At 56.9% G+C, this 22,370-nt stretch carries 21 protein-coding genes; 14 read left to right on the forward strand and 7 right to left on the reverse strand.

The window, feature by feature from the left end; genetic code table 11:
- Window position 1 precedes the first annotated feature (1 nt).
- From AC4PCC_RS18810 to AC4PCC_RS18825, 4 genes are read left to right on the forward strand one after another with little or no spacing between them, the layout of a single operon-like run.
- The gene (locus tag AC4PCC_RS18810) at window positions 2-460 is read left to right on the forward strand and encodes a GlcG/HbpS family heme-binding protein (RefSeq protein ID WP_492125534.1); all 459 of its coding nucleotides are present in this window, start codon (window positions 2-4) and stop codon (window positions 458-460) included.
- A 31-nt stretch (window positions 461-491) separates the two neighbouring features.
- The gene (locus AC4PCC_RS18815) at window positions 492-1,103 is read left to right on the forward strand and encodes a sugar dehydrogenase complex small subunit (protein ID WP_492125535.1); all 612 of its coding nucleotides are present in this window, start codon (window positions 492-494) and stop codon (window positions 1,101-1,103) included.
- Window positions 1,096-2,709: a GMC family oxidoreductase gene (locus AC4PCC_RS18820; protein WP_492125536.1), complete on the forward strand. Its 1,614-nt coding sequence runs from the start codon at window positions 1,096-1,098 to the stop codon at window positions 2,707-2,709. The genes AC4PCC_RS18815 and AC4PCC_RS18820 overlap by 8 nt, the downstream gene beginning before the upstream one ends.
- A gap of 23 nt (window positions 2,710-2,732) precedes the next feature.
- The gene (locus tag AC4PCC_RS18825; RefSeq protein ID WP_492127570.1) at window positions 2,733-4,031 is read left to right on the forward strand and encodes a c-type cytochrome; all 1,299 of its coding nucleotides are present in this window, start codon (window positions 2,733-2,735) and stop codon (window positions 4,029-4,031) included.
- Here the strand turns inward: AC4PCC_RS18825 and AC4PCC_RS18830 are convergent.
- Together AC4PCC_RS18830 and AC4PCC_RS18835 are read right to left on the reverse strand one after the other, a co-directional pair.
- Window positions 4,009-4,185 carry a hypothetical protein gene (locus tag AC4PCC_RS18830; protein ID WP_492125537.1) on the reverse strand — a complete coding sequence of 59 codons (177 nt, stop codon included), beginning with the start codon at window positions 4,183-4,185 and terminating at the stop codon, window positions 4,009-4,011. The genes AC4PCC_RS18825 and AC4PCC_RS18830 overlap by 23 nt on opposite strands.
- Window positions 4,186-4,235: 50 nt before the next feature.
- Window positions 4,236-5,555, reverse strand: coding sequence for a gluconate:H+ symporter (locus tag AC4PCC_RS18835; RefSeq protein WP_492125538.1), 1,320 nt, complete (start codon window positions 5,553-5,555; stop codon window positions 4,236-4,238).
- Between the two features lie 177 nt (window positions 5,556-5,732).
- Between AC4PCC_RS18835 and AC4PCC_RS18840 the strand changes: the two genes are divergently transcribed.
- Window positions 5,733-7,742 (forward strand): oxidoreductase, encoded by a 2,010-nt coding sequence (locus tag AC4PCC_RS18840; protein WP_492125539.1) that lies wholly within the window; start codon window positions 5,733-5,735, stop codon window positions 7,740-7,742.
- An 83-nt stretch (window positions 7,743-7,825) separates the two neighbouring features.
- Here the strand turns inward: AC4PCC_RS18840 and AC4PCC_RS18845 are convergent, their stop codons facing one another.
- Window positions 7,826-8,638 (reverse strand): 5'-nucleotidase, lipoprotein e(P4) family, encoded by an 813-nt coding sequence (locus AC4PCC_RS18845; protein ID WP_492125540.1) that lies wholly within the window; start codon window positions 8,636-8,638, stop codon window positions 7,826-7,828.
- A 123-nt stretch (window positions 8,639-8,761) separates the two neighbouring features.
- On the opposite strand from AC4PCC_RS18845, the gene AC4PCC_RS18850 reads away from it, so the two are divergent.
- Window positions 8,762-9,508 carry a purine nucleoside phosphorylase YfiH/LACC1 family protein gene (locus AC4PCC_RS18850; RefSeq protein ID WP_492125541.1) on the forward strand — a complete coding sequence of 249 codons (747 nt, stop codon included), beginning with the start codon at window positions 8,762-8,764 and terminating at the stop codon, window positions 9,506-9,508.
- Here AC4PCC_RS18850 and rlmG read toward each other — a convergent pair.
- Window positions 9,495-10,622 (reverse strand): 23S rRNA (guanine(1835)-N(2))-methyltransferase RlmG, encoded by a 1,128-nt coding sequence (gene rlmG / locus AC4PCC_RS18855; RefSeq protein WP_492125542.1) that lies wholly within the window; start codon window positions 10,620-10,622, stop codon window positions 9,495-9,497. The genes AC4PCC_RS18850 and rlmG overlap by 14 nt on opposite strands.
- A gap of 81 nt (window positions 10,623-10,703) precedes the next feature.
- On the opposite strand from rlmG, the gene AC4PCC_RS18860 reads away from it, so the two are divergent.
- The 3 genes from AC4PCC_RS18860 to AC4PCC_RS18870 all read left to right on the forward strand — a co-directional run bounded on the left by AC4PCC_RS18860 (window position 10,704) and on the right by AC4PCC_RS18870 (window position 13,065).
- Entirely contained in the window at window positions 10,704-11,204 is a 501-nt protein-coding gene (locus tag AC4PCC_RS18860) for a M48 metallopeptidase family protein (RefSeq protein WP_492125543.1), read from the forward strand.
- Window positions 11,205-11,782: 578 nt separating this feature from the next.
- Entirely contained in the window at window positions 11,783-12,190 is a 408-nt protein-coding gene (locus tag AC4PCC_RS18865) for a YsnF/AvaK domain-containing protein (RefSeq protein WP_492125544.1), read from the forward strand.
- A gap of 26 nt (window positions 12,191-12,216) precedes the next feature.
- Window positions 12,217-13,065 carry a YsnF/AvaK domain-containing protein gene (locus AC4PCC_RS18870; protein ID WP_492125545.1) on the forward strand — a complete coding sequence of 283 codons (849 nt, stop codon included), beginning with the start codon at window positions 12,217-12,219 and terminating at the stop codon, window positions 13,063-13,065.
- 369 nt (window positions 13,066-13,434) lie between these two features.
- On the opposite strand, the gene AC4PCC_RS18875 is transcribed toward AC4PCC_RS18870, so the two are convergent.
- Window positions 13,435-14,298: a glucose 1-dehydrogenase gene (locus AC4PCC_RS18875; protein WP_492125546.1), complete on the reverse strand. Its 864-nt coding sequence runs from the start codon at window positions 14,296-14,298 to the stop codon at window positions 13,435-13,437.
- A gap of 538 nt (window positions 14,299-14,836) precedes the next feature.
- On the opposite strand from AC4PCC_RS18875, the gene AC4PCC_RS18880 reads away from it, so the two are divergent.
- Window positions 14,837-15,343, forward strand: coding sequence for a ferritin-like domain-containing protein (locus AC4PCC_RS18880; protein WP_345830218.1), 507 nt, complete (start codon window positions 14,837-14,839; stop codon window positions 15,341-15,343).
- A 110-nt stretch (window positions 15,344-15,453) separates the two neighbouring features.
- On the opposite strand, the gene AC4PCC_RS18885 is transcribed toward AC4PCC_RS18880, so the two are convergent.
- Together AC4PCC_RS18885 and AC4PCC_RS18890 are read right to left on the reverse strand one after the other, a co-directional pair.
- On the reverse strand, window positions 15,454-16,227 hold the full coding sequence (locus AC4PCC_RS18885) for a YdcF family protein (protein WP_492125547.1): 774 nt from the start codon (window positions 16,225-16,227) through the stop codon (window positions 15,454-15,456).
- Window positions 16,228-16,474: 247 nt separating this feature from the next.
- Window positions 16,475-18,190, reverse strand: a complete 1,716-nt coding sequence (locus AC4PCC_RS18890; RefSeq protein WP_492125548.1) for a chloride channel protein — start codon at window positions 18,188-18,190, stop codon at window positions 16,475-16,477.
- A gap of 366 nt (window positions 18,191-18,556) precedes the next feature.
- Between AC4PCC_RS18890 and AC4PCC_RS18895 the strand changes: the two genes are divergently transcribed.
- From AC4PCC_RS18895 to mzrA, 4 genes are all read left to right on the forward strand, one after another.
- On the forward strand, window positions 18,557-19,522 hold the full coding sequence (locus tag AC4PCC_RS18895; protein WP_492125549.1) for a TerC family protein: 966 nt from the start codon (window positions 18,557-18,559) through the stop codon (window positions 19,520-19,522).
- Between the two features lie 150 nt (window positions 19,523-19,672).
- The gene (gene sstT, locus AC4PCC_RS18900; protein WP_492127571.1) at window positions 19,673-20,908 is read left to right on the forward strand and encodes a serine/threonine transporter SstT; all 1,236 of its coding nucleotides are present in this window, start codon (window positions 19,673-19,675) and stop codon (window positions 20,906-20,908) included.
- 357 nt (window positions 20,909-21,265) lie between these two features.
- Window positions 21,266-21,937 carry a DedA family protein gene (locus tag AC4PCC_RS18905; protein ID WP_492125550.1) on the forward strand — a complete coding sequence of 224 codons (672 nt, stop codon included), beginning with the start codon at window positions 21,266-21,268 and terminating at the stop codon, window positions 21,935-21,937.
- A 5-nt stretch (window positions 21,938-21,942) separates the two neighbouring features.
- A complete protein-coding gene (gene mzrA / locus AC4PCC_RS18910) occupies window positions 21,943-22,329 on the forward strand; it encodes an EnvZ/OmpR regulon moderator MzrA (protein WP_492125551.1) in 387 nt (128 codons plus the stop codon).
- Window positions 22,330-22,370 lie beyond the last annotated feature (41 nt).

Genomic DNA, 22,370 nt, shown 5'->3' on the forward strand with positions numbered 1-22,370 from the left:
GATGAAAAAGCATTTACTTGCCGCCACCCTGCTGATGGCAGCAGCGGGCGGTAGTCAGGCAGCCTCCGCACCGGATCTTAATGCAGACCGGGCCTGGCAGGTGATCGCGCAGGTGAAATCCACGCTGGCAGCGGCGCACAGTACCGGCTGTGTCGCCGTGGTTGATGGCGATGGCCTGCTGCTGGCCTTTCAGCGGCTCGATGGCGCACCGCCCGGCTGCGTTGAAGCCTCGCTGGGCAAGGCGCGCACCTCGGCCCTTTATCACACGCCGTCGCTGAAAATGATGCAGCGTCTGCAAAAAGGGGAAACCGCCGTGCTGGCGATCCCGCAGGCGGTGGCGCTTGGCGGCGGTTACCCCCTCTCTCTTAAAGGTGATGTTGTCGGCGCCGTTGGCGTCAGTACACCCCAACAGGAACTGGATAATCAGGCGTCGGAATCCGCAGCCCGTTCGCTGCACTGACCCGGACAACATGTACTTAAGGACTCATCCCATGCCCCTTACACGTCGTCGACTTCTGGCCAGCTCAGCGGGACTGCTGGCTGCCGGTGTCCTGACCCGGTGGTTACCGGGCGGCGCCGTTAACGCTGCTGCCCCGCAGGCGCAGGCCTTTCTGTTACCGGATAATTTTCTCCTGCTTTCCCGGCAGCTAACCGGGACCACCAGCCCCGACCCGCTGCTGGCGCAGCGGCTTCACCGCTGGCTACATGCCACGGTTGAAGACCTCGACTACAACGTTGACCGCCTCTCCGCGCTGCTGGCGCAGGAGAACGGGCAGACGCTACCCGCATCCCTTCCCCCTGATCTTCAGGCACTGGCCCATATGATTATCTCCGGCTGGTATCTCGGCGTGGTCGGGAGTGAGCACCCTCGCTGCATCGGCTTTGAAAATATTGTCAGCTATCAGCTGGTCAGGGACACCCTTCTTCCGCCCAGCTATGCCCCCGGCGCGCCCAATTTCTGGACGCAGCCCCCGGCAGAAGGAGGCCAGGTGGCCGGACTGCCTCTCACCGCCAATGGTAATCCGCCAGCGCAGGCGATCGTCGCCGATAAAGGTTACCCGGCTACCCGTCAGCACATGACAAAGGAGAGTCTGCATGGATGAATCATTAAGCGCAGATGTGGTCGTGATTGGTGCCGGTATCGCGGGTTCGCTGGCGGCGCTGAAAATGGTGAAGGCGGGTGCTTCGGTGCTGATGCTGGAGTCCGGCCCTGAGATCAAAAGGGATCAGGCGGTGGAGTACTTCCGCAACTCCCCGTTTAAAGGCGACTTTACCGAGCCTTATCCGCCCGAGCCCTGGGCGCCGCAGCCGAAGTTTATCCCGGTGGATAATGAGTATCTGATCCAGAAAGGTCCGGATCCCTATCGCGCGCAGTATCTGCGCGGGATCGGCGGCACCACCTGGCACTGGGCCGGACAGGCGTTTCGCCTGCTGCCGAACGACATGCGCCTGCACTCGCTGTACGGCGTGGGACGCGACTGGCCCATCAGCTATCAGCAGCTCGAGCCCTGGTACTGCGAGGCCGAATATCAGATGGGCGTCTCCGGTGACGCAGATCTCTCCTCGCCGCGCTCGCGCCCCTACCCGCTGCCCGGCATCCCGCTGCCCTACGGCTTTGAGCGGCTCAAACAGCGCCTCGCTCCGTTGGGTTATGAGGTAGGTATTGGCCCGCAGGCCCGCAACAGTCAGCCTTATGATGGCCGCCCCGCCTGCTGCGGCAATAACAACTGTATGCCCATCTGCCCGATTGATGCGCAGTACCACGGCGGCATCTCGGCGCGCAAAGCCCTTGATGCGGGCGTGCGGGTCGTTGCCAACGCGGTGGTGTACCGCATCGAATCCGATCCGCAGGGGCGGATCCAGGCGGTGCATTATCTCGACCGCAACAGGGAGAGCCACCGCGTCACCGGCCGGTGCTTTGTGCTGACTGCTAACGGCCTGGAAAGCCCGAAAATTCTGCTGCTCTCCACCAGCTCGCACCATCCGCAGGGCATTGCTAATCGCTCCGGCATGGTCGGACGCAACCTGATGGATCACCCCGGATCGTCGGTGGAGTTCTATGCTGATGAGCCGGTCTGGTTTGGCCGCGGCCCGATGCGGCCGGGGAGTATCAATAACCTGCGCGAAGGCGCGTTTCGCCGCACGCGATCGGCAGTGCGCATTGACTTTGCGAACACCTCGCCGGTGCGCTATCTGACCGAGCGTCTGGTGCGTCAGGGCTTCTACGGTAAAGCCCTGAACGAGAAGCTGCGCTGGCAGGCAGAGCGCTTCGTCCTGCTGAAGTCGCTGCTGGAGATGCTGCCGGAACCGGACAACCGCGTCACGCTCAGTCAAACGAAGAAAGATGCCTGGGGCATTCCAAAGCTGGAGGTTTACTACCGCTTTCCGCAGTACGTGCATCGCGGCTATGATCAGGCCGCCGCTGATTTTAAGCGCATCGTGGCGCAGATGGGTGGCCGCGACGCCGCATTCAGTCCGCGCGGCGTTTACGACAACAACCAGCATATTACCGGCACGATGATCATGGGCAACGATCCTGAGAACTCGGTGGTCAATGCGGCGTGTCGTGCGCACGATCATCCCAACCTGTTTATTGCCGGTACCGGGATCATGCCCTCCTGCGCCACGGTCAACTCTACCCTGACCGGCACCGCGCTGGCGCTTATGATGGCGGACAACGTGTTGAAAACGCTCAGAGGTGCCGGATGAGATTGCCCTTTTTACCTCTCCTTATGCTTTTCTCCCTGCTGTTAAGCCTTCAGGCGCAGGCGGACGAGGCGCAGATTACGCGCGGGGCGTACCTGGCCACCGCATCTGACTGCCTGGCCTGCCATACCGCGACCCACGGCAAGCCGCTGGGTGGCGGCTTTGCGGTGAGTACGCCGTTTGGGCAGATATACGGCAGCAATATCTCCTCAGACCCGGAGTACGGCATTGGCGGCTGGAGCGAAGATCAGTTTGTCGCGGCGGTCCGCGAGGGCGTGGCGCCAAACGGCCGACAGCTGTATCCGGCCATGCCCTATGATGCATTCCGTAAAATGCGCCGCGAGGATGTGCTGGCGATCCGCGCCTGGATCCTCTCGCAGCCCGGCGTTCACCAGCCCTCACCGCAAACGCATCTGCCCTTTCCTTTTAATCAGCGCTGGGGGCTGCGCGTCTGGAAGTGGTTTAACCTCGATCGCGGTGAATTGCAGCCGGATCCGACGCGGAGCGCAGCGTGGAATAATGGCCGCTATCTGGTGGAGGCGCTGGCACACTGCGGCACCTGTCACACCCCGCGAACGCTCACCTTAGGCATGGATAACGATCGTCCGCTGGCGGGCGGCGATCTCGGCGGCTGGATCGCCTGGAATATTACGCCGGATCGCAATGCAGGCATCGGTGACTGGACGGAGGATCAGCTGGTTCAGTATCTGAAAACCGGCTATGTGGCCGGCCGCGCCAGCGCGTCTGGCCCGATGGCCGAGGCGATCGAGCACAGTATGCAGCATCTGCCGGAGCAGGATCTGCGCGATATCGCTGACTATCTGCGCTCGGTAAAACCGGAGGGGGATAAGACGCAAACCCGGCCACGCAGCGAGTGGGGACAGCCCGACTGGCAGGTGATGGGGCTGCGCGGGGCCAGCGAGCAGCAGCGCCTGGCGCAGCCGGGCGCAGTGCTGTATGCCGGTAACTGCGCCAGCTGCCACGGCGCGCAGGGCAGCGGTTCGGGCAGCGGCTTTGGAGCCTACCCTTCGCTTTATCATCACACCACCACCGGCGCGTCCGACAGCCGGAATGTCGTATCGGTGATCTTAAATGGCGTGCGGCGGCATACGTCACAGGGTGAAATCCTGATGCCCGCCTTTGCCTCTGAGCTGAGCGATCGGCAGATAGCGGATATCAGTAACTACGTCAGCCTGCGCTTCGGCAATCCGGCAGCGGCAAAGGTCAGCGAAAAGCAGGTCGCCGCCTGCCGTAAGGGATCAAAACTGCCCGCGCCGCCGGTTTACAGTGAGGGTACTCTGATTAACCGTAGCCAACGACCTTAAAGCCCTCGTCTGTGCCCGGCTCAGTGAAATAATGCATTATCAGGTTGAACTGCTCATCCGCTGCTGAATAATCAGGCAAGCCCGCCGCATCAGAGGCGTGCAGGCGGGATTGCCAGACTTCATCAGGAACGTTGAGTGCGAAATTAATCATCATCCATGTGCACGATCTGCTGGAGAATGCCGGGCGTTGTGCGATATAGGGCATTAATGAACAATCGCATTAATAATCAGTACGCCAGCCAAACCCAGGAAGGAGATCAATGTTTCCATCACCGTCCAGGTTTTTAGCGTTTCGACCAGGGTAAGATTGAAATAGCCCTTAAACAGCCAGAAGCCCGGATCGTTGACGTGAGAGGCAATCACGCTGCCGGACCCCACCGCCAGCACCATCAGCGCCGGATCGGTGTGGGTGATCGCCACGATCGGCGTAACGATACCGGCGGTGGTGATCGCCGCGACCGTCGCCGATCCCAGCGCCACGCGTAGCATCGCCGCGACCGTCCAGCACATCAGCAGCGGCGACAGCGACGACCCCTTCATCAGGTTGGCAATGTAGTCGCCTACGCCGCTGTCCACCAGCACCTGCTTAAAGGCCCCGCCCCCGGCGATAATGAACACGATCATGGCGATGGCCGCGATCGAACTGCCGCAGATATCCATCACCTCCTCCATTTTACGACCGTTGCGCAGCCCCAGCGTCAGCACGGCGACCACCACCGAGATAAACAGCGCCACCGCCGGATTACCGACAAACTCAAAGAACTGCCGCAGCGCATTCTCTTTCGGCATCGTCAGCTCGCAAACAGCCGCCAGCGCCATCAGGATCACCGGGATCACCGCCGCAAAAATGCTGGTCCAGAAGCCCGGCATTTCATGCTCTTCAAAGATTTTCGGGTTAAACAGCCCTTCCGGCGGGCTGTGCTCAAAGCTTTTAAGAAAGCGTGAGAAGAGCGGCCCGGCAATAATCACCGTCGGCAGCGTTATGATCAGCCCGTACAGCAGCGTGGTGCCGATGTTGGCACCAAATATCGTGGCGATAGCCGTGGGGCCGGGATGCGGCGGCAGAAAGCAGTGGGTGACCGAAAGCGCCGCCACCATCGGTACGCCAACGTAGAGCAGCGGCAGCTGGGCGGCCGCCACAATGGTAAACACCAGCGGCAGCAGCAGCACAAATCCCACCTCATAAAACATCGCCAGCCCAACGATCAGCCCGGTGACCACCAGCGCCCACTGCAGGCGCGCTTTGCCGAAGGCAGCAATCAGCGTCGTGGCCACGCGCTGTGCGGCACCGGTGTCCGATACCAGCCTGCCGAGCATGGCACCGAACCCCAGAATTAATGCCAGACTGCCGAGCGTGCCCCCGACACCTTTCTGGATCGAGGCGATGACCGCCAGCGGCGTCATGCCCTCCAACACCCCGACCACGGCAGAAACAAAAATGAGTGCAATAAAGCCATTCACTTTGAAAACGATCATCAGTACCAGCAGCAGGATCACACCAAGCACAATAAAGGTAATGGGCATCGCAGTTCCCTGAAAGAGTGAGCATTAGATAGTTAAGGTGTAGTCTCCTGCGGCTTCGTCTGCCCTCTTCCATGTTGAATTGTTGGGCGCGCATCACACTCCGGTTAACGGGTTGTTGCGTACAACCTTTTCACCGCTAGAGTTGACTCATCCGACCACTTACTCTCAGGGGGGCCTGTGAGCGTTTCACTCTTTTCTCCGCTGGATCTGGGCTTTACCCAGTTAAAAAACCGCATTCTGATGGGGTCCATGCATACCGGACTGGAAGAGCATGCGGATGGGCCGCGCCGTCTGGCGGCATTTTATGCCGATCGCGCGGCCGCTGGCGTGGCACTGATCGTCACCGGCGGCATCGCCCCCTCACCGGAAGGGGTGGTGATGCCGGGTGCGGCGATCCTGAATCATGCTGACCAGCTGGCGCAACACCGCCCGGTCACGGAGGCCGTCCACCGTGCCGGGGGGAAAATTGCGCTACAGATCCTGCACGCCGGGCGCTACAGCTATCAGCCTTCGCTGGTGGCCCCTTCTGACCTTCAGGCCCCTATCAACCCCTTCCGGCCTGCGGCGCTGAATCATGATGATATTCTGGCGTTGATAGGTGACTTTGCCCGCTGCGCCGCGCTGGCGAAGGAGGCGGGCTACGACGGCGTTGAAATCATGGGCTCCGAGGGCTACCTGATTAATCAGTTCCTGGCGGCGCGGACGAATCAGCGCAGCGATGAATGGGGCGGTGACAATCGTCGCCGGATGCGCTTTGCCGTCGAGATTGTCCGCGCGGTGCGCGAGGCGACGGGACGCGAATTTATTATTATTTATCGCCTGTCGATGCTGGATCTGGTGGAGGGCGGTAACAGTCTGCCGCAGACGGTACAGCTGGCCCAGGCGATTGAAAAAGCGGGTGCCACGATGATCAATACCGGTATCGGCTGGCATGAAGCCCGTATTCCTACCATCGCCACGTCGGTTCCGCGCGCCGCTTTCGGCTGGGTCACCAAACTGCTGCGTCAGCACGTTAGCGTGCCGCTGATTGCCACCAACCGCATTAATCATCCCGCCGTGGCACAGGCCCTGCTGGATGACGACTGTGCCGATATGGTTTCTATGGCGCGCCCACTGCTGGCCGACGCGCAGTGGGTCAGTAAGGCGCAGCAGGGTCGCAGCGATGAAATCAATACCTGCATTGGCTGCAACCAGGCCTGTCTGGATCAGATTTTTGCAGGCAACGTCACCTCCTGCCTGGTGAACCCCCGCGCCTGCCACGAAACCGATATGCCGGTGACGTCGGCTACGCGAGTGAAAACGCTGGCGGTGGTCGGCGCAGGCCCGGCGGGACTGGCCTTTGCGGTCAATGCCGCCGTACGCGGCCATCGGGTAACGCTGTTCGACAGTGCGCCGGTGATCGGCGGCCAGTTCGATATTGCCAGACAGATCCCCGGCAAAGAGGAATTTGCCGAAACGCTACGCTACTACCAGCGTCAGCTGACCCTCACCGGCGTCACGCTGTGCCTTAATCAGACGGCGACCAGCGGGATGCTGGCGGATTTTGATGAGGTGGTGCTGGCCAGCGGAGTGGCACCGCGCACGCCGCAGATCCCCGGTATTGACCATCCTTCGGTGCTGAGCTATTTGCAGGTTCTGCGCGATAAAACGCCGGTAGGCCAGCGCGTTGCTATTATCGGCGCGGGGGGAATTGGCTTTGACACCGCAGAGTATCTGAGCCAGCACGGCCAGTCCGTCAGTCTGAACGTGGCGGCCTTCTGCCAGCAGTGGGGGATCGACCAGACGCTACAGCAGCCCGGCGGGCTGACTGCGCCACGCCCTTCCCCCTCCAGCCGTCAGATCTGGCTGTTGCAGCGTAAAACCGGCAGGCCGGGAGCAACCCTGGGCAAAACCACCGGCTGGATCCATAAAGCGACCCTGCATATGCACGGCGTAGCGATGTGGGGCGGCGTGCAGTACCTGAAAATTGACGACGATGGTCTGCATATTCTGCGTGACGGACAGCACGAGGTACTGGCTGTTGATAACGTAGTGATCTGTGCCGGACAGGAGCCTTATCGGCCGCTGGCCAGCGAACTGCGGGCGAAGGGGAAGACGCTGCACGTGATTGGCGGGGCAGACGTGGCGCTGGAGCTGGATGCCCGCCGGGCGATTGCCCAGGCTACCGCGCTGGCGCTGAGTATATAGCCGGTTTAGGCTGAGTTTACCGGGGGATGAGGCTAAGTATACCGGCGGGTGATAAAGCCCGGACGCGGCCCGGGCCCTCTCTTTTATTTCCCACTCCACGCCTTAAGGTTTGCGTCGCGCGTTTGCAGCTTTTGCTGCGGCGTCAGTTGGTTATAACCCTGCCCCAGCCCGCTTTCCCAGTCGCCGTAAAGTGGGTTCGGCAGAATAATAAACTGGGTGCCAAACAGGCGATGGTTTTGATTCACAAAGGCGCGGCGCTGGGCGTTACCCTGGTGGTAAGTGGCGCCGCCGTAGTCGTTAAGGTTATCGCCGATATAAAGCACCACGTTGTAACCTTCCGCCCGGATGGCGTCAAACCGCGCCTGCTTGTTGGAGCTGTCGGTTTTCAGCCTTAGCGTTTTGTCATTTACGCCGGTAAAGCCCAGCCGCTTCAGATTATCTGCCGTGGCAGCGGCGTCCTGACCGTCGCGGTTTGAGACGTAAAACATGGTGCCGCCGTGGCTGTTAACGTAGTTGGCAAACGCTACCGCGCCCGGTATCGCCGTCGCCTGACGCGCCTGAGTCCACGCAGACCAGGTTTTATCGCTAAACGGCTGGTTGGCCTTTACCTGCCAGGCGCTGTAGGCGCTGTTATCAATCATCGTTTCGTCCAGATCGACGATTACCGCTTTTGGCTTACCGGTCAGTGAAGCGGCATGGTCAAAGGCGAGCGTGGCAAAGTTAAACGCCTGCCAGGCCAGCGCCTGGTACTCTCCCGACTGCTGGAACCAGTTCAAAGCCATCACCGACTGCTGATTAAGCCGATCGGCGGCATCCTGCTGGTGGCTGGCGCAGCCGGACAGCGTCAGGGCGACCAGCACGGCGGCCCCGGTTAAACCTGTTCTGTTAATCTTCATTCTCACTGGCGTTTCCCTGTCTGAAAGTTTTAGAAGGAGGGGTAAAATAACGCCTTAAAATGTCGCATTTCCCGCATAATGTGAAGAGATTGTTCTCCTGCTGGCTATCGATAAGGAAACCCTATGACCCCTGTCTGGCACTCACCGCTGCTGTCGTCCTTCGGCTGGCTCGATCACGCCTTCCTGCCCGCCGGAGAGCGGCCTCCCGCGGATGCCATCTACAATCACCAGCGTCATACCGCCGTGGTGGTGCCCGACAGCGACGCGCTGCCGGTAAAAAGCCGCGAAGCGGATGCGCTGATCGCCACCGGAACGCGTCCGGTGGCCGTTTACACCGCCGACTGCCTGCCCATTCTGATTGCCGATACCCGCCAGCGCCAGGTTGCTGCCGTCCACGCGGGCCTGAACGGCGCGCTAAAGGGCGTGCTGATCAACACGCTTCGTCGCCTGTGTGAACAGGGCGCCACGCCCGAGAGTCTGTTTATAGCGATTGGCCCGGCCATCGGCCCCTGCTGCTATGAGCTGGGAGAAGACCTGATTGCCCGCACGGCGCAGGAAAACCCGCACGGGCTTGCGCCGCTGCTGCCCTTCTCCCCTCAGCAGCCCACCAACCCCCACGCGCGGCGCGCTCAGGCCGCAGGGACCACCCAGGGAGTCTGGTTTGACCTGCCGCTGCTGGCAAAACGCATGGCGATGCGCGAAGGCGTGCCGGAAGCGCAGATCGAGATAAGTCGGATCTGCACCTACTGTATGGCGGAAGAGCAGGCGAGCTACCGCCGCAATAGCCACTTTAATCATGGCTATGAGCAGCGATTTTCGTGGATCTCACGGCGTCAGGCGTATGGAAGCGCCGGATTTAGCGAAGCTTAACCGAACGCAGTATGACGAATTTCTGATGTGAGGCGACGGTGGTGCAGTTGCCGAACAGCTTTTTCATCTTGCGGTAGTAGTCCAGGTGACGATTACCGACCACGCGCAGTTCACCGCCGTATTGCAGGCAGCGACGGGCGTCGCGAAACATCTGCCAGGCAATGTGATCGGTCAGGGTGTTCTGCTGGTGAAACGGCGGATTGCACAGCACCGCATGCAGACGGTCGGAGGGGAATCCGGCCAGCGCATTATTGACGGCAAAATGGCTGCGGGCCAGGTCGTCCGGGCGGTTGGTGGCGACATTCAGCTGACTTGAGGCGACCGCCATACAGGATTCATCAATAAAATGCATCTCAGCCGCCGGATTCTGCGCCAGCGCCGTCAGGCCAATGACACCATTACCGCAGCCGAGGTCAACCATCTCACCCTCAACGTTTTCCGGCAAATGCGCCATAAAGAAACGCGCACCCACGTCCAGGCCGCTGCGGGCAAAGACGTTAGCGTGGTTGTGAATCTGATAGTCGGTGCCCTCCAGCGGCCATACGTAGGTCACGGGCCCTTCGGCCAGCGGCGGCAGGTCTGGCGTACAGAAGACCAGCCGCGCTTTTTTCACTGCCAGCGAGGTGGTGGTTGGCCCCAGCACGCGCTCAAACAGCTGTAGGGTCGAGGTGTGAATATCCTTCGCTCTGGCTGCGGCAATCACCTGCGTGTCAGGGGTGACCACGCTGCGCAGGGCGCGTAGCTGCTGCTCCAGCAGGGCCAGCGTCCTGGGAATTTTAATCAGCACGCGGGCGGGCGCGGCAGGCAGGGGGGAGAGACTGTCCAGCAGGCGTACTTCGCCTTCGTCCATCCCGTTCAGTGAGAGATTTTGCCGCGTCGCCTGCTGGCTGATATAAGAATCGCTGACGCTGTACAGGTCGGCGCCCTGCAGGGCGCAGGCCAGCGTTCCGAAGGTATCGTTAAACAGGATGGTGGGGCCACCAATCGCTGAGTTTTCAAGGTGTTTCAGCAGATATTCATCTGCGGCGTCCCAGGCCTGCAGCGGACTCTCTTCGCGCATCTGGGGAAAACGATGCAGCGTCAGCGTGCGGTGGCTCAGTTCGAGTTGGCTCATGGGATCTCCGGCGTGGTAAAATTCCCGCGATTTATCCCCTAAAACGGGCCGACAGTAAACGTTTTTCTTGCAGGAGCAGGCATGTCATTGATTTATCTTCAGGGGTATCCCGAGTCGCTGCTGGCACAGGTTCGCCAGCTGATCGATGAGCAGCGGCTGGGTGACGTGCTGCGCAAGCGCTATCCTGAGAGACACAATATCACCAGCGATCGCGCGCTCTATGACTATGCGCTGACGCTAAAAACGCAGGCGCTACGTAACGCCCCCCCGCTCAATAAGGTGATTTACGACAGTAAAATAAAGGTGATGAAGCATGCGCTTGGGCTGCATACCGCCATTTCACGGGTTCAGGGCGGGAAGTTAAAGGCTAAGGCCGAGATTCGCGTCGCCACCCTCTTTAAACAGGCCCCTGAGGCTTTCCTGCGAATGATCGTGGTTCACGAGCTGGCACATATAAAAGAGAAGGATCATAACAAGAGTTTCTACCAGCTCTGCTGTCATATGGAGCCGCAGTATCACCAGCTGGAGTTTGACACGCGGCTATGGCTTACCGAACAGGCGCTGCGTGGCCGGGAGAGCTAAATAGCTGTTCTAAAGAGTGCTACAGGTGGAGCCATGCAGCTAAGCAGACCGTCGGGCGCATAGCTGCGCGAGCCGAGGCTCCCTGGACGGATTCACGCCGTGACGGCGTTGTGCAGGGTGCAACCGGGGTACACTACAGCGTTGAGCGATATTGCGTGCTGCTATTTTTCAAGCGCGCGTTACCCGGATCGCCGATAATCCTGCATTTAAGCCATCCCGCGACGCGATAACTCTTATATTATATGGTACTACCAGGCTCATAAATAAATGAAAATTTCGGCATATAACCCTCTAAAGCACTTTATCAAATAACGTTAAATAAATATTTTCATAATTATCTTTGGGACATTAATTTATCAGAATCATTCAGTTAGGCGACATAAAATAAGAGTATTCCTAAGCGATGCGCTAATTTAACACCAATTACAAGTTGTTACATTTGAAAGGCCAATTAAACTCGCGCCATGCGCATTCCTTGCTAAAGTTAATAGCGTGCAGGACGTTATACCGAAGCGGTGAATTAAATACGCGTTCAGCCCGATGGCAAATTTTTAAATATTCTCACTAAGGTTAACCATATGGGAAATAAAAACGAGCCGCTGGATGAATACGCTGAAGGCGTAGATAAAATGCAGCTGGCTGAAGAGCAGGTTAACATCTCTAAAGAACGCAGCGTCGACGCGAGGTACCGCATACATCGCACGACACACGTCAATGAAGAGTTACTTGAAGCCGAGCTTTCGCACGATGAAGTCGATATTCGACATGTCACCATTAATCAGGTGTTGGGTGAAAACGATTCACCGCAGGTTCGTCAGGAAGGGGATGTACTTATTATTCCCGTCATTGAGGAACAGGTAGAAATTGTCCGTCGAAACGTGCTTAAGGAAGAAATTCATATCCACAAGCGCAGCAAAACCGAAAGTTTCAGGCAGAGCATTACTCTGCGTAATCAGGAAGTCACTATCGAGAAAGAAGAAACCTGATTTAATTAATCTACGAGGATCCATTTATGTCACATGAAAAAATCGTAACCGCGTTCAACCAACTTCAACAGGCAGAAGCGGCGAAAGAAAAATTGATCGTCGAAGGTATTGCTGAAAAAAATATCGATATTATTTCAGGTAAAAGATTACAGGTCGAAGATAAAGAGATTCGCCACCCAAGCTTCTGGCAGCGTCTGTTCGGTACCGATGTCGATGATAACTATGCAACCGAGTACAGCAAAGCGCTGCGTTCCGGTGGTGTTCTGCTTACGGTAAAAGTCCCTAAAGACCAGGCCGACCATATTGAACATGAATTGAGCGCCTTTGCAGCCGACTACTCTTCGCTGTCCACCCACCGTGGCGCGCTGACCGGCGGCGAATTTGCCGGAGAGACTAATGACCTTGGTACGACCCCAGGCTCGCTCCCTACCACTGCTCAGACCCCTGTCGCCACGCCAGCAGGTAAAGGTGTTGAAACCGACCGCGATGCGCTGAAGCTTGCGGAAGAAGAAGTGGCAATTGGTAAGCGTCAGGTCAGCGATGGTTCCGTTCGCCTTCGCCGTTACACGGTAGAAGATGAAGTGGCAGAAGACGTTTCACTGTACGATCAGCACGCTGAAGTTTTCCGTCGCGCAGTCGATGAACCTGCCTATCTGAACGACGTTGACTGGTCCGATAAAACCATCGAGGTTGAAGAGTCTCATGAGATCCCAACCATCGAGAAGACCACGCGTGTGAAAGAGGAAGTCGGTCTTCGCGGCGAAGAAACTGCCCGTACCGAAACCGTTAAGGACAGCGTACGTCGTCAGGAAGTGGAAGTTGAGCACGATAAAGAAACGCGTCTTAACACCCCGCCCGTTGATAAGAAGTTCTAAGCAGCCTTTCCCCGCGTCCGTTGCGGGGAAGTGAAGACTTATGAACGCGGTGCGCAGCTTCCGTCTGGGAGCGCGCACCGTTACGCATTTTACTCCCCTCCCACTCTCCCTGCTTCCGCGGGCGTTCCCTGCCCACAGCCTGTCCTGCCGTTATAACGCCTCAGCAAATTTCAACATGCGTTTTGCCAGCGCCAGGGCCCGTATGCTCTGGTCGGGATGTGCTGTCATAGCATTAACGTCGTAGCCTTTAATATGCCTTGCATCGCCGTAGCCGGGCATATCAAAGGCAAGTGTAAATTTTCCCGTGCTAGGGAAGCGTCGGGGATTACCGGGCGGGTACATGGGGCACAAGCCCCATGACGATCGTTATCAGATAACGGCGACGCCGCCGGTGACGGCAATGGTCGCGCCGGAAATATAGCTGGCTTCGTCACTGGCCAGCATCACGTACGGTGCGGCCAGTTCAGCGGGTTGACCGGCACGCTTAAGCGGAACCTCACTGCCAAAGCTCTCAACCTGTTCGGCTGGCATCGTGGTGGGGATCAGAGGCGTCCAGATGGGACCTGGCGCAACCGCGTTTGCGCGGATCCCCTTGTCAGCCAGCAGCGCAGCGAGGCTACCCGAGAAGTTGATGATCGCCGCCTTGGTAGCCGAATAAGCAATCAGCTTAGGTTTCGGGCTGTCTGCATTAATGGATGCGGTGTTAATAATTGATCCGCCGCGTGGCATATGAGGGACAGCCGCTTTGCAAATATGGAACATCGCGTAAATATTGGTCTTCATGGTACGGTCAAACTCTTCCTCACTGATCTCATCCAGTGAGTGACGCGTCATCTGAAATGCGGCATTGTTCACCACAATGTTTATCTCGCCGAAATCTGCAACGGCTTTATTAACGATGGCACGACAGTGATCCGCATCCGTAATATCCCCGGCAACCAGTACCGCTTTTTGCCCTGCCTCTTCAATCAGGCGGGCCGTATCCTGCGCATCCTCATGCTCATCAAGATAGGAGATAAGCACATCGGCCCCCTCACGAGCGTAGGCAATAGCCACGGCGCGACCGATGCCCGAGTCGCCGCCGGTGATGATGGCTTTCTTCCCGGCCAGGCGGCCAGAGCCTTTGTAAGACTCTTCACCATGGTCGGGCCGGGGCTGCATCTTGTTTGTACTGCCAGGCCATGACTGCTGCTGTTCTGGTAGAGGGGGTTGAGGGCGATCTGTTCCAGACATACTTTTCTCCTCTGCAACCGGCATAGTGCCAGTCTTTAATAAACCACTGAGCGATATTTTCGCTTTATTCATCATCACGCTGTAAATAGCCCCTGTTTTCAGGGAGTCATACGGACTTTTTGTATTCACAGCGAAGAATGATCGTAGTACAAAAATAGCGAAGCGGTGCAGTTCCTGTTTATATTCATCAGAATTCAAACCCTTACTTACAATTAGTTGCACCGGAGGTCACGCGATGCACACAGGGTATAAATTTATCCCTTCGCCTCGCTACGTGCAGCCACGCATGCGACGGTCTGCTTAACACATGGCTCAAATCTGTAGCGCTATCCGGAAGCACGGTTAACCCTGTTGTTGACTCACGCCGACAGAAGTCGTCTTAATATCGCATTTATTTTTATTTCTTCCCTGCGCGCTCCAGTTATGGCCTACCCTTTAAATAGATATTTAAAGTCGTTTTTCTCTGAAAGGTTTTTTTTAAATCGCATCTATGGCAAACGTACGTTCTGACGCGCCATGACACATTAAGAGGTCCAAGATGACACATCAGGAAAACTACCTGGCCTGGGTTAAAGACGCCCATGCAATGGAGAAGCAGGCAGAAAGCATGCTTGAAAAAATGGCCGGACGACTGGAGCACTACCCGGATTTAAAGGCACGCATTAAACAGCATATCGAGGAGACGCGGCAGCAGCAGGTGCTGGTGCAGTCGGTTATTGATCGCTTTGACACCTCCCACTCGACGCTTAAGGATGCGGTCGGGAAGCTGTCGGCACTCGGCCAGGCAATGGGCGGCATGCTGGCCGATGATGAAGTGGTAAAGGGCGCGATCAGCGGCTATGTTTTTGAAAACCTTGAGATAGCCAGCTATACCTCGCTTATTGCGGCCGCCGAACTGGTTGGCGATCGCGAAGGCGCACGTATTTTTGCACAAATTCGCGAGGAAGAAGTCGCCATGGCCGACTGGGCGCTTAAGCATCTGCCGGACGTGACCGAACAGTTTATGGTTCGCTCAGCCGCACCGGGCGTTGAAGCTAAAAAATAAGCCGCTGTATGGAGGCAGGGCCTTTGCCTGGCATCGGCCCTGATTCGATAGAGCAGGCGTATGCATTGAGCCTGCCGCAATGGATAAGCATCTTTACGCGCCCGAACGGCTTATTCTTTATATAAATCATGCTCTCTCAACAGCTTACGCTGGAAGTGCTGCAGCGTCATTCCGCCAGGCTCAGTGTAGCCAACAATGTTGCGAATCGCTTTGTTAAGGGCGCGCATCTCATCGTTGATCACTGACCTCCGGTTTTGTTCAAGAAAGCGCATCTCCTCAGGCTTTTTGCTCATGGCAGTGGTGAGGCCAATATGCTGAGGAAGCACCTTACGAAACAGACAGTGCGCGCGCGGAGCATGATAACAAGAGGTTACCACCAGAACAGAGTTGCTGTGGTCTGCGAAGATATCTGCGGAGAAGATCGCATTGCCCAGAGTATCTCTCGCCCTGCTTTCCGCGACGATGAGTGAGGGTGAAATACCTCTCTCCAGAAGTTTTTCTTCCATATAGCCACTCTCTGAAAAGCTGCCGTTAAATCCACCGGTAATCACTATCCGCGAGAACTTATTATTTTCGGCATATTCCATGGCCGTATTAAGCCTTGAGTCGAGGCGTGATTTTAACGTGCCTAATATCACCATAGTATCGTAACGAGGCGCTGCCTGCCGACCGCCTATTTCATTATAATTTTCGATAAAGTCATTAAACAGCTTTTCCATTTCCGATATTTTATTTTTACAGTATCCGATTTTTTCCTGCAGGAATTTTTTTCTCATTTCTGTTAAATCGGGCGAATGGCACAGTTCATATCCCCGTTGTGAATAAAGCGCATTGGCATAGCCAACCGCCAGGGTGCCGTCATAAACACAATCAAAACCGCCCATAAGAAGAGCCTCTTTTTATAGCGATGCAGGAAACGACGGAGCGTACAGGAGTGATGACCCCTTCAACTGTTTATGAAGTAACGATAAAAATTCACCTCCCGAAAGAGAGCGCGATCATTCTTTTCAGCAAAGTTTAGCCTGTTTCACCGATGTGCGAGAACCCTGTTGATTGTTTAAGCAATAAAAAGGGCCCACATTCCCTGTGAAAGCCCACAGTGATCCCCTGCCCCACCGGTTATCAGCAGGCCTAAAGAAATGCCTCAGCCTTCTGGATCAGGCTGGTTTTGGTCAGCGCGCCGAGGTATTTCCGTTCCTGGGGATTATTCAGCACAGGCAGCCGTTCCAGCGTCACTCTGGCAAACGCCTCCCATCCCTGGGTAATGGTCTGGTTTTCATAAACGGTGGGAAAGCTGGCATCCACTACGCAGCTAACCGGTGACTCCAGCGTGATCTCTTTATCCAGAACCTTATGGGAAATATCGTGAATAGAGACGGCCCCCATAAATTGCCCGTTATCATTGATAACATAGACAAATCGTTCGCGCTTTAGCGTGCTGACTGCCAGCGCTTTGCCCACCGAATCTCCAGGCTTTAGCGCCGCGCCGGAGACGATAAACTGCGAAATAATGCCGTTGTCGAAATCGAACTTCGCATCCGAACGGCTGAAGTGGTTTTTAACCACCGGGTAGGTGCTATTGACCTGTAATCGGTAAGCCGTCATGGTCGCCAGCACGCAGGCGATCATCGTCGGGAACAGCAAACTGCTGTTGAGGGTCATCTCCAGCACCATCAGCATCGCCATCAGAGGAGCCTGACTCACTGAGGCCAGCACCGCCCCCATGCCGACGGCGGCAAAGACCACCGGATCGCTGACCGGAAAACCCGCCAGACGCGCCAGCATCGCGACCAGTACGCCAAGCACCGCGCCCGTTAGCAGCGACGGGGTAAACAGACCGCCCACGGCGTTAGACCCGACCGATATGGCAGTTGCGAGCATCTTCAGCACCAGCAAAATCATCAGCCCCTTGATCATAAAGCCACCGGCCATGATTCCCACAATCACTTCATAGCCATTACCGAGAATGGCCGGGGTGGCTATCGCCATCGCCCCAACAATCAGCCCGCCCAGCCCCAGCCGCAGCGGCAGGCTTGTCACCCGACTGAAGCGCTGTCGACTCTGCTGGATCAGCCATATCATCCCGCCGCCCACCAGCCCGGCCAGCAAGCCTACCGCGACGGTCAGCAGCATATTCCCCGGCGTCAGGTCAAACTGAGCGTGGGAGAAAGGATAGATGGCGGAGCGGTATCCCAGCGCCCAGAGCGTGAGTACCGCCACGCCGGAGGAGATGATCAGCGGGATAAGCCGCTGTAGCGCCGAGATGCCAAACGCGATCTCCGCCACAAAAATAGCCGACGCCAGCGGCGCATGATAAACCGAAGAGAGGCCAGCGGCGGCGGCCATCGCCACAACGTCACTGTTTCTTAACGCCAGACGCGGAAAGCAGAAGCGCCCCATCAGGCTGCCAATAAGCGCCGAGAGCTGAACCATCGGTCCCTCTTTACCGATGGAGGCGCCGCTGCCGATGCTGGCTATCGAGGAGAGCGCGCGGAACAGCGACGTTTTCGTGGGTACGGCATCCAGCCTGGCATTGATCACTTCCAGGTAATCGGTGCGCACCGTTTCTTTTTTCTCAATGGCCGTGGCGTAGCGCAGGAAGAACCCGGCTATCAGGCCGCCGCCGCCCACAATCAGCGGCCAGAAGTAAGCCGGATACACGGCAATCGCCTGGGTGACATCCTGTTTACTGCCAAACAGCAGCGAGTTAATGATTTCAATGACCAGCCTGAAGCCCAGCGTCACCAGCGTGGCGGCAAAACCCACCGGGATGGCGACCAGAATACTGGTCCAGTTCAGAGCGTGTCTGTTGCCCGTCTTAAGTGCATGTCTGCTGCCCGTCGTCATGAGTCTCGTTTATCCCCGGCTCCGCTTTCAGCCCTTATCGTGGGAGAGGTGCCGACAAAAATCAAACTCTCATCGGATCGCTGCGCCTGCCAGCGCCGCCGTTGGCTCTGTAAATATGTCTAAATATGACTGAAGAGTATTGACCTTTCGGTCGCGCTTCCTTATCGTCTGCCTCAGCAAAGGGGAGTAACTTCATTGCCGGCTAATCGTCAATACGGTGCGTAAGCACCCGGTTACCGGGCATCCAGGATCCCATCCTGTGTTGTAAGTGAGACCTTGCCGTAAGGCGAGGTTTGCATACAGCAAAAATACTGTGGCTGACGTCGTCCAACGTTGGCCATTTTATTTTGTACAGGATACCGCGCTATGCACACCACGGGTACACCGCTTCTCTGGGGCTGCTTTGCCGCCATCGTATTGATTATGCTTGCCATCGACCTGTTCCTCCAGGGCCGACGCGGCGCACAAACCATGACCTTCAAACAGGCAGCCGTCTGGTCACTTATCTGGGTGACCGTGTCGCTGTTATTCAGCGCCGCGCTTTGGGCCTACCTGCAGGCCACCGCAGGACCTGAGGTGGCACATCGCCAGACCCTGGCTTTTCTGACCGGTTACGTGCTGGAAAAAGCGCTGGCCGTGGATAACGTCTTCGTCTGGCTGATGCTGTTCAGCTATTTCGCCATTCCCCCCGCACTGCAGCGGCGAGTGTTGATTTACGGGGTGCTTGGCGCGATCGTCCTGCGCACCCTGATGATTTTCGCCGGAAGCTGGCTGGTGACCGAGTTTAGCTGGGTGCTGTATCTCTTCGGCATCTTCCTGCTGTTTACCGGGGTTAAGATGGCTATTCCGGGTGGAGAGGACGAAAAACCGGCGGGAGACAAGCCGCTGATTCGCTGGCTGCGTGGCCACCTGCGCATGACGGAGGGGCTGGAGGGCGAGAAGTTCTTTATCCGTCGCAATGGGTTACTGTTTGCCACACCGCTGCTGCTGGCATTAATCATGGTTGAGATTAGCGATGTGATCTTCGCCGCAGACAGCATCCCGGCCATTTTCGCGGTCACTACCGACCCCTTTATCGTGCTGACCTCCAACCTTTTCGCCATTCTGGGCCTCCGTGCCATGTATTTCCTGCTCGCAAGCGTGGCGGAGCGCTTTTCCATGCTGAAATATGGCCTGGCGGTAGTGCTGGTATTTATCGGTATCAAAATGCTGATCGTCGATTTCTACCACATTCCGGTGGCGGCCTCGCTGGCGACGGTTGGCGGGATTCTGGCGGTGACGCTGCTGATCAACGCCTGGGTTAACCAGCGCAACCGTCGCAAAGCTGGATAATCACCCGGAGTGGCAGGATCACTTTTCGCTTCCCCTGCCATGACATTTCCTTATACTCCTCAGCGCAAACACGAGAATGCCGCTATGTTCAGCGCAGACGACGCTGACGCGCATCAGGATCACACACTAAGCTGGTTGTTGAATATGAATATGGGAAAAGAACGCGCGGGGTTACTCCAGCGCCTGATGCAGGGAAGCCTGGTTACACAGATTATGATTGGCCTGTTCGCTGGAATGGCGCTGGCGTGGTTTTCGAAGGAGAATGCGCTGGCCGTGGGTCTGTTTGGCGAGCTGTTCGTTAGCGCACTCAAGGCCGTCGCCCCCATCCTGGTGATGGTGCTGGTGATCGCCTCGATTGCGAACCATCAGCAGGGGCAAAAAACCAATATCCGCCCCATTATTGTGCTTTATCTGCTGAGCACTCTCTTCGCCGCCGTCGTGGCGGTCGTCTTTAGCCATCTGTTTCCACAGACGCTCACGCTGGCTGACCAGGGACAGACCATCGCCCCGCCTTCCGGCATTCTTGCCGTGCTGCACAGCCTGCTGATGAGCATGGTGGCTAATCCCATTGATGCACTGATGCACGCCAACTATATCGGCATTCTGGTCTGGGCCATCGGTCTGGGCTTTGCCTTTCGTCATAGCAGCGATACCACGCGCGCCTTTCTTAACGATGCGTCAGAAGCGGTTACCGGGCTGGTGCGTATCGTTATCCGTTTTGCGCCGCTGGGGATTTTTGGCCTGGTGGCCTCGATCCTTGCCTCGACCGGCTTTGCCGCACTGTGGGATTACGCCCACCTGCTGGCGCTGCTGCTGGGCTGTATGCTACTGATGGCGCTGGTGTTTAATCCGCTCCTGGTCTGGTGGAAAATCCGCCGCAATCCTTATCCTCTGGTATTTACCTGCCTGCGCGAAAGCGGCGTGACCGCATTCTTCACCCGCAGCTCGGCGGCCAATATTCCGGTGAATATGGCCCTGGCGAAAAGGCTACAGCTGGATGAGGACACCTATTCCGTTTCCATTCCCATTGGGGCGAATATCAGCATGGCTGGCGCCTCCATCACCATTACCGTGCTGACGCTGGCAGCGGTCCATACGCTGGGGATCCACGTTGATAGCGGAACAGCTATTCTGCTTAGCCTGGTCGCGTCAATTTGTGCCTGTGGCGCATCCGGCGTGGCGGGGGGGTCTCTGCTGCTGATCCCGGTGGCCTGCAATATGTTCGGTATTCCTAATGATGTCGCCATGCAGGTGGTGGCCGTCGGCTTCATTATTGGCGTGCTACAGGATTCTGCCGAAACGGCGCTGAACTCCTCCGCCGATATTCTGTTTACCGCCGCCGCCTGTATGGCAGAAGATCGTCGGGAACAGCAAAAGAGCCTTTAATCTCGCCAGCGCGGTCGGGTATCTGTCCCGACCGCTTCACGTCTTTCGCGTCAACGTAGCAGCAGCCACGTAAGAGACTCTTCTTAAGTGTCAGTCTGTGTAAAGCGCCTTTCCGCTCACCGCCCGCCCCTGTAAAACATTCTGGCAGAGAGTTTCTGCTGTCTCACCTGTCGGGATTTTGTTACATTTAGCGGCATTTTCTTACCGTCAGGCATGAACGCAACACCTCATCCCCTTGCCAGATTTCGGAGATTAACGCCTTTGTTCAGCGCAGTTCTGCACTCAATATTATAATAATAAACTCGTTGTGACGGACACCGCCCGAACACGGCTAACAATGATGTTCAGGAATACCTTATGGATATTTTTAAAGCACTGATACAGGCTCTCTGGCAGCAGGATTATGATTCCCTGGCCGATCCGACGCTGGTATGGGCGATTTACGCTGTGCTGTTTATGATTTTATTCCTCGAAAATGGTCTGCTCCCCGCGGCATTCCTGCCGGGCGACAGCCTGCTGATTCTGGTCGGGGTGCTGATCGCCAAGGGCACCATGACCTTCCCCATGACGCTGTTTATTCTGACCACTGCCGCCAGCCTGGGGTGCTGGGTAAGCTATATTCAGGGCCGGTGGCTGGGCAATACGGCGACCGTACAAAAGTGGCTGTCGCATCTTCCTGCTCAGTACCATCAGCGCGCGCACAGCCTGTTTCATCGGCACGGTCTTTCCGCGCTGCTGGTGGGGCGCTTTATTGCCTTTGTCCGTACGCTACTGCCCACCATTGCCGGCCTGTCCGGCCTGAGCAATGCGCGCTTTCAGTTATTTAACTGGATGAGCGGGCTGCTATGGGTCTTAATCCTCACCGTTATGGGCTTCGCGCTCGGCAAAACGCCACTTTTTCTCAAATACGAAGATCAGCTGATGTTCTGTCTGATGCTGCTGCCCCTGGTGCTGCTGGTTTTCGGACTGGCGGGATCGCTGTACGTGCTGTGGCGGAAAAAAAATACCTCTGACGCTAATAAGGGATAATCCGGATGCGCAAATTTCTCAGGTTCTGCGCTACCAGGCGGATATTTTCGATGCTTTTACTGGGCGCGGCTGCGCTGGTGGCGATCTTTTTTCTGCCCACGCTGTTTCACAGCGAAAGTGCGCTGCAAATTCGCGCTTCACGGCAGGGCATCTCGCTGCCCGATGGCTTCTACGTTTATCAGCGGCTCAATGCGGAGGGCATACATATCAAAAGTATTACCCCGGATAACAACGCGTTATTGATAAAGTTTGACTCCGTTGAGCAGAGCAACGCTGCGGAAAAGGTGCTTCATGAGCTGTTACCCTATGGTTTCAGTATTGGCCGACCAGACGCGCCAGGCACGATTGAGTGGATGCACCGCCTCAGCCAGAATAAACAGGCCGTTGGCTAACATTTACGCCCTGTCTCCGGCAATTTTTTGCAGGCTATCTC

The organism is Erwinia sp. L03-1 (assembly GCF_058686115.1).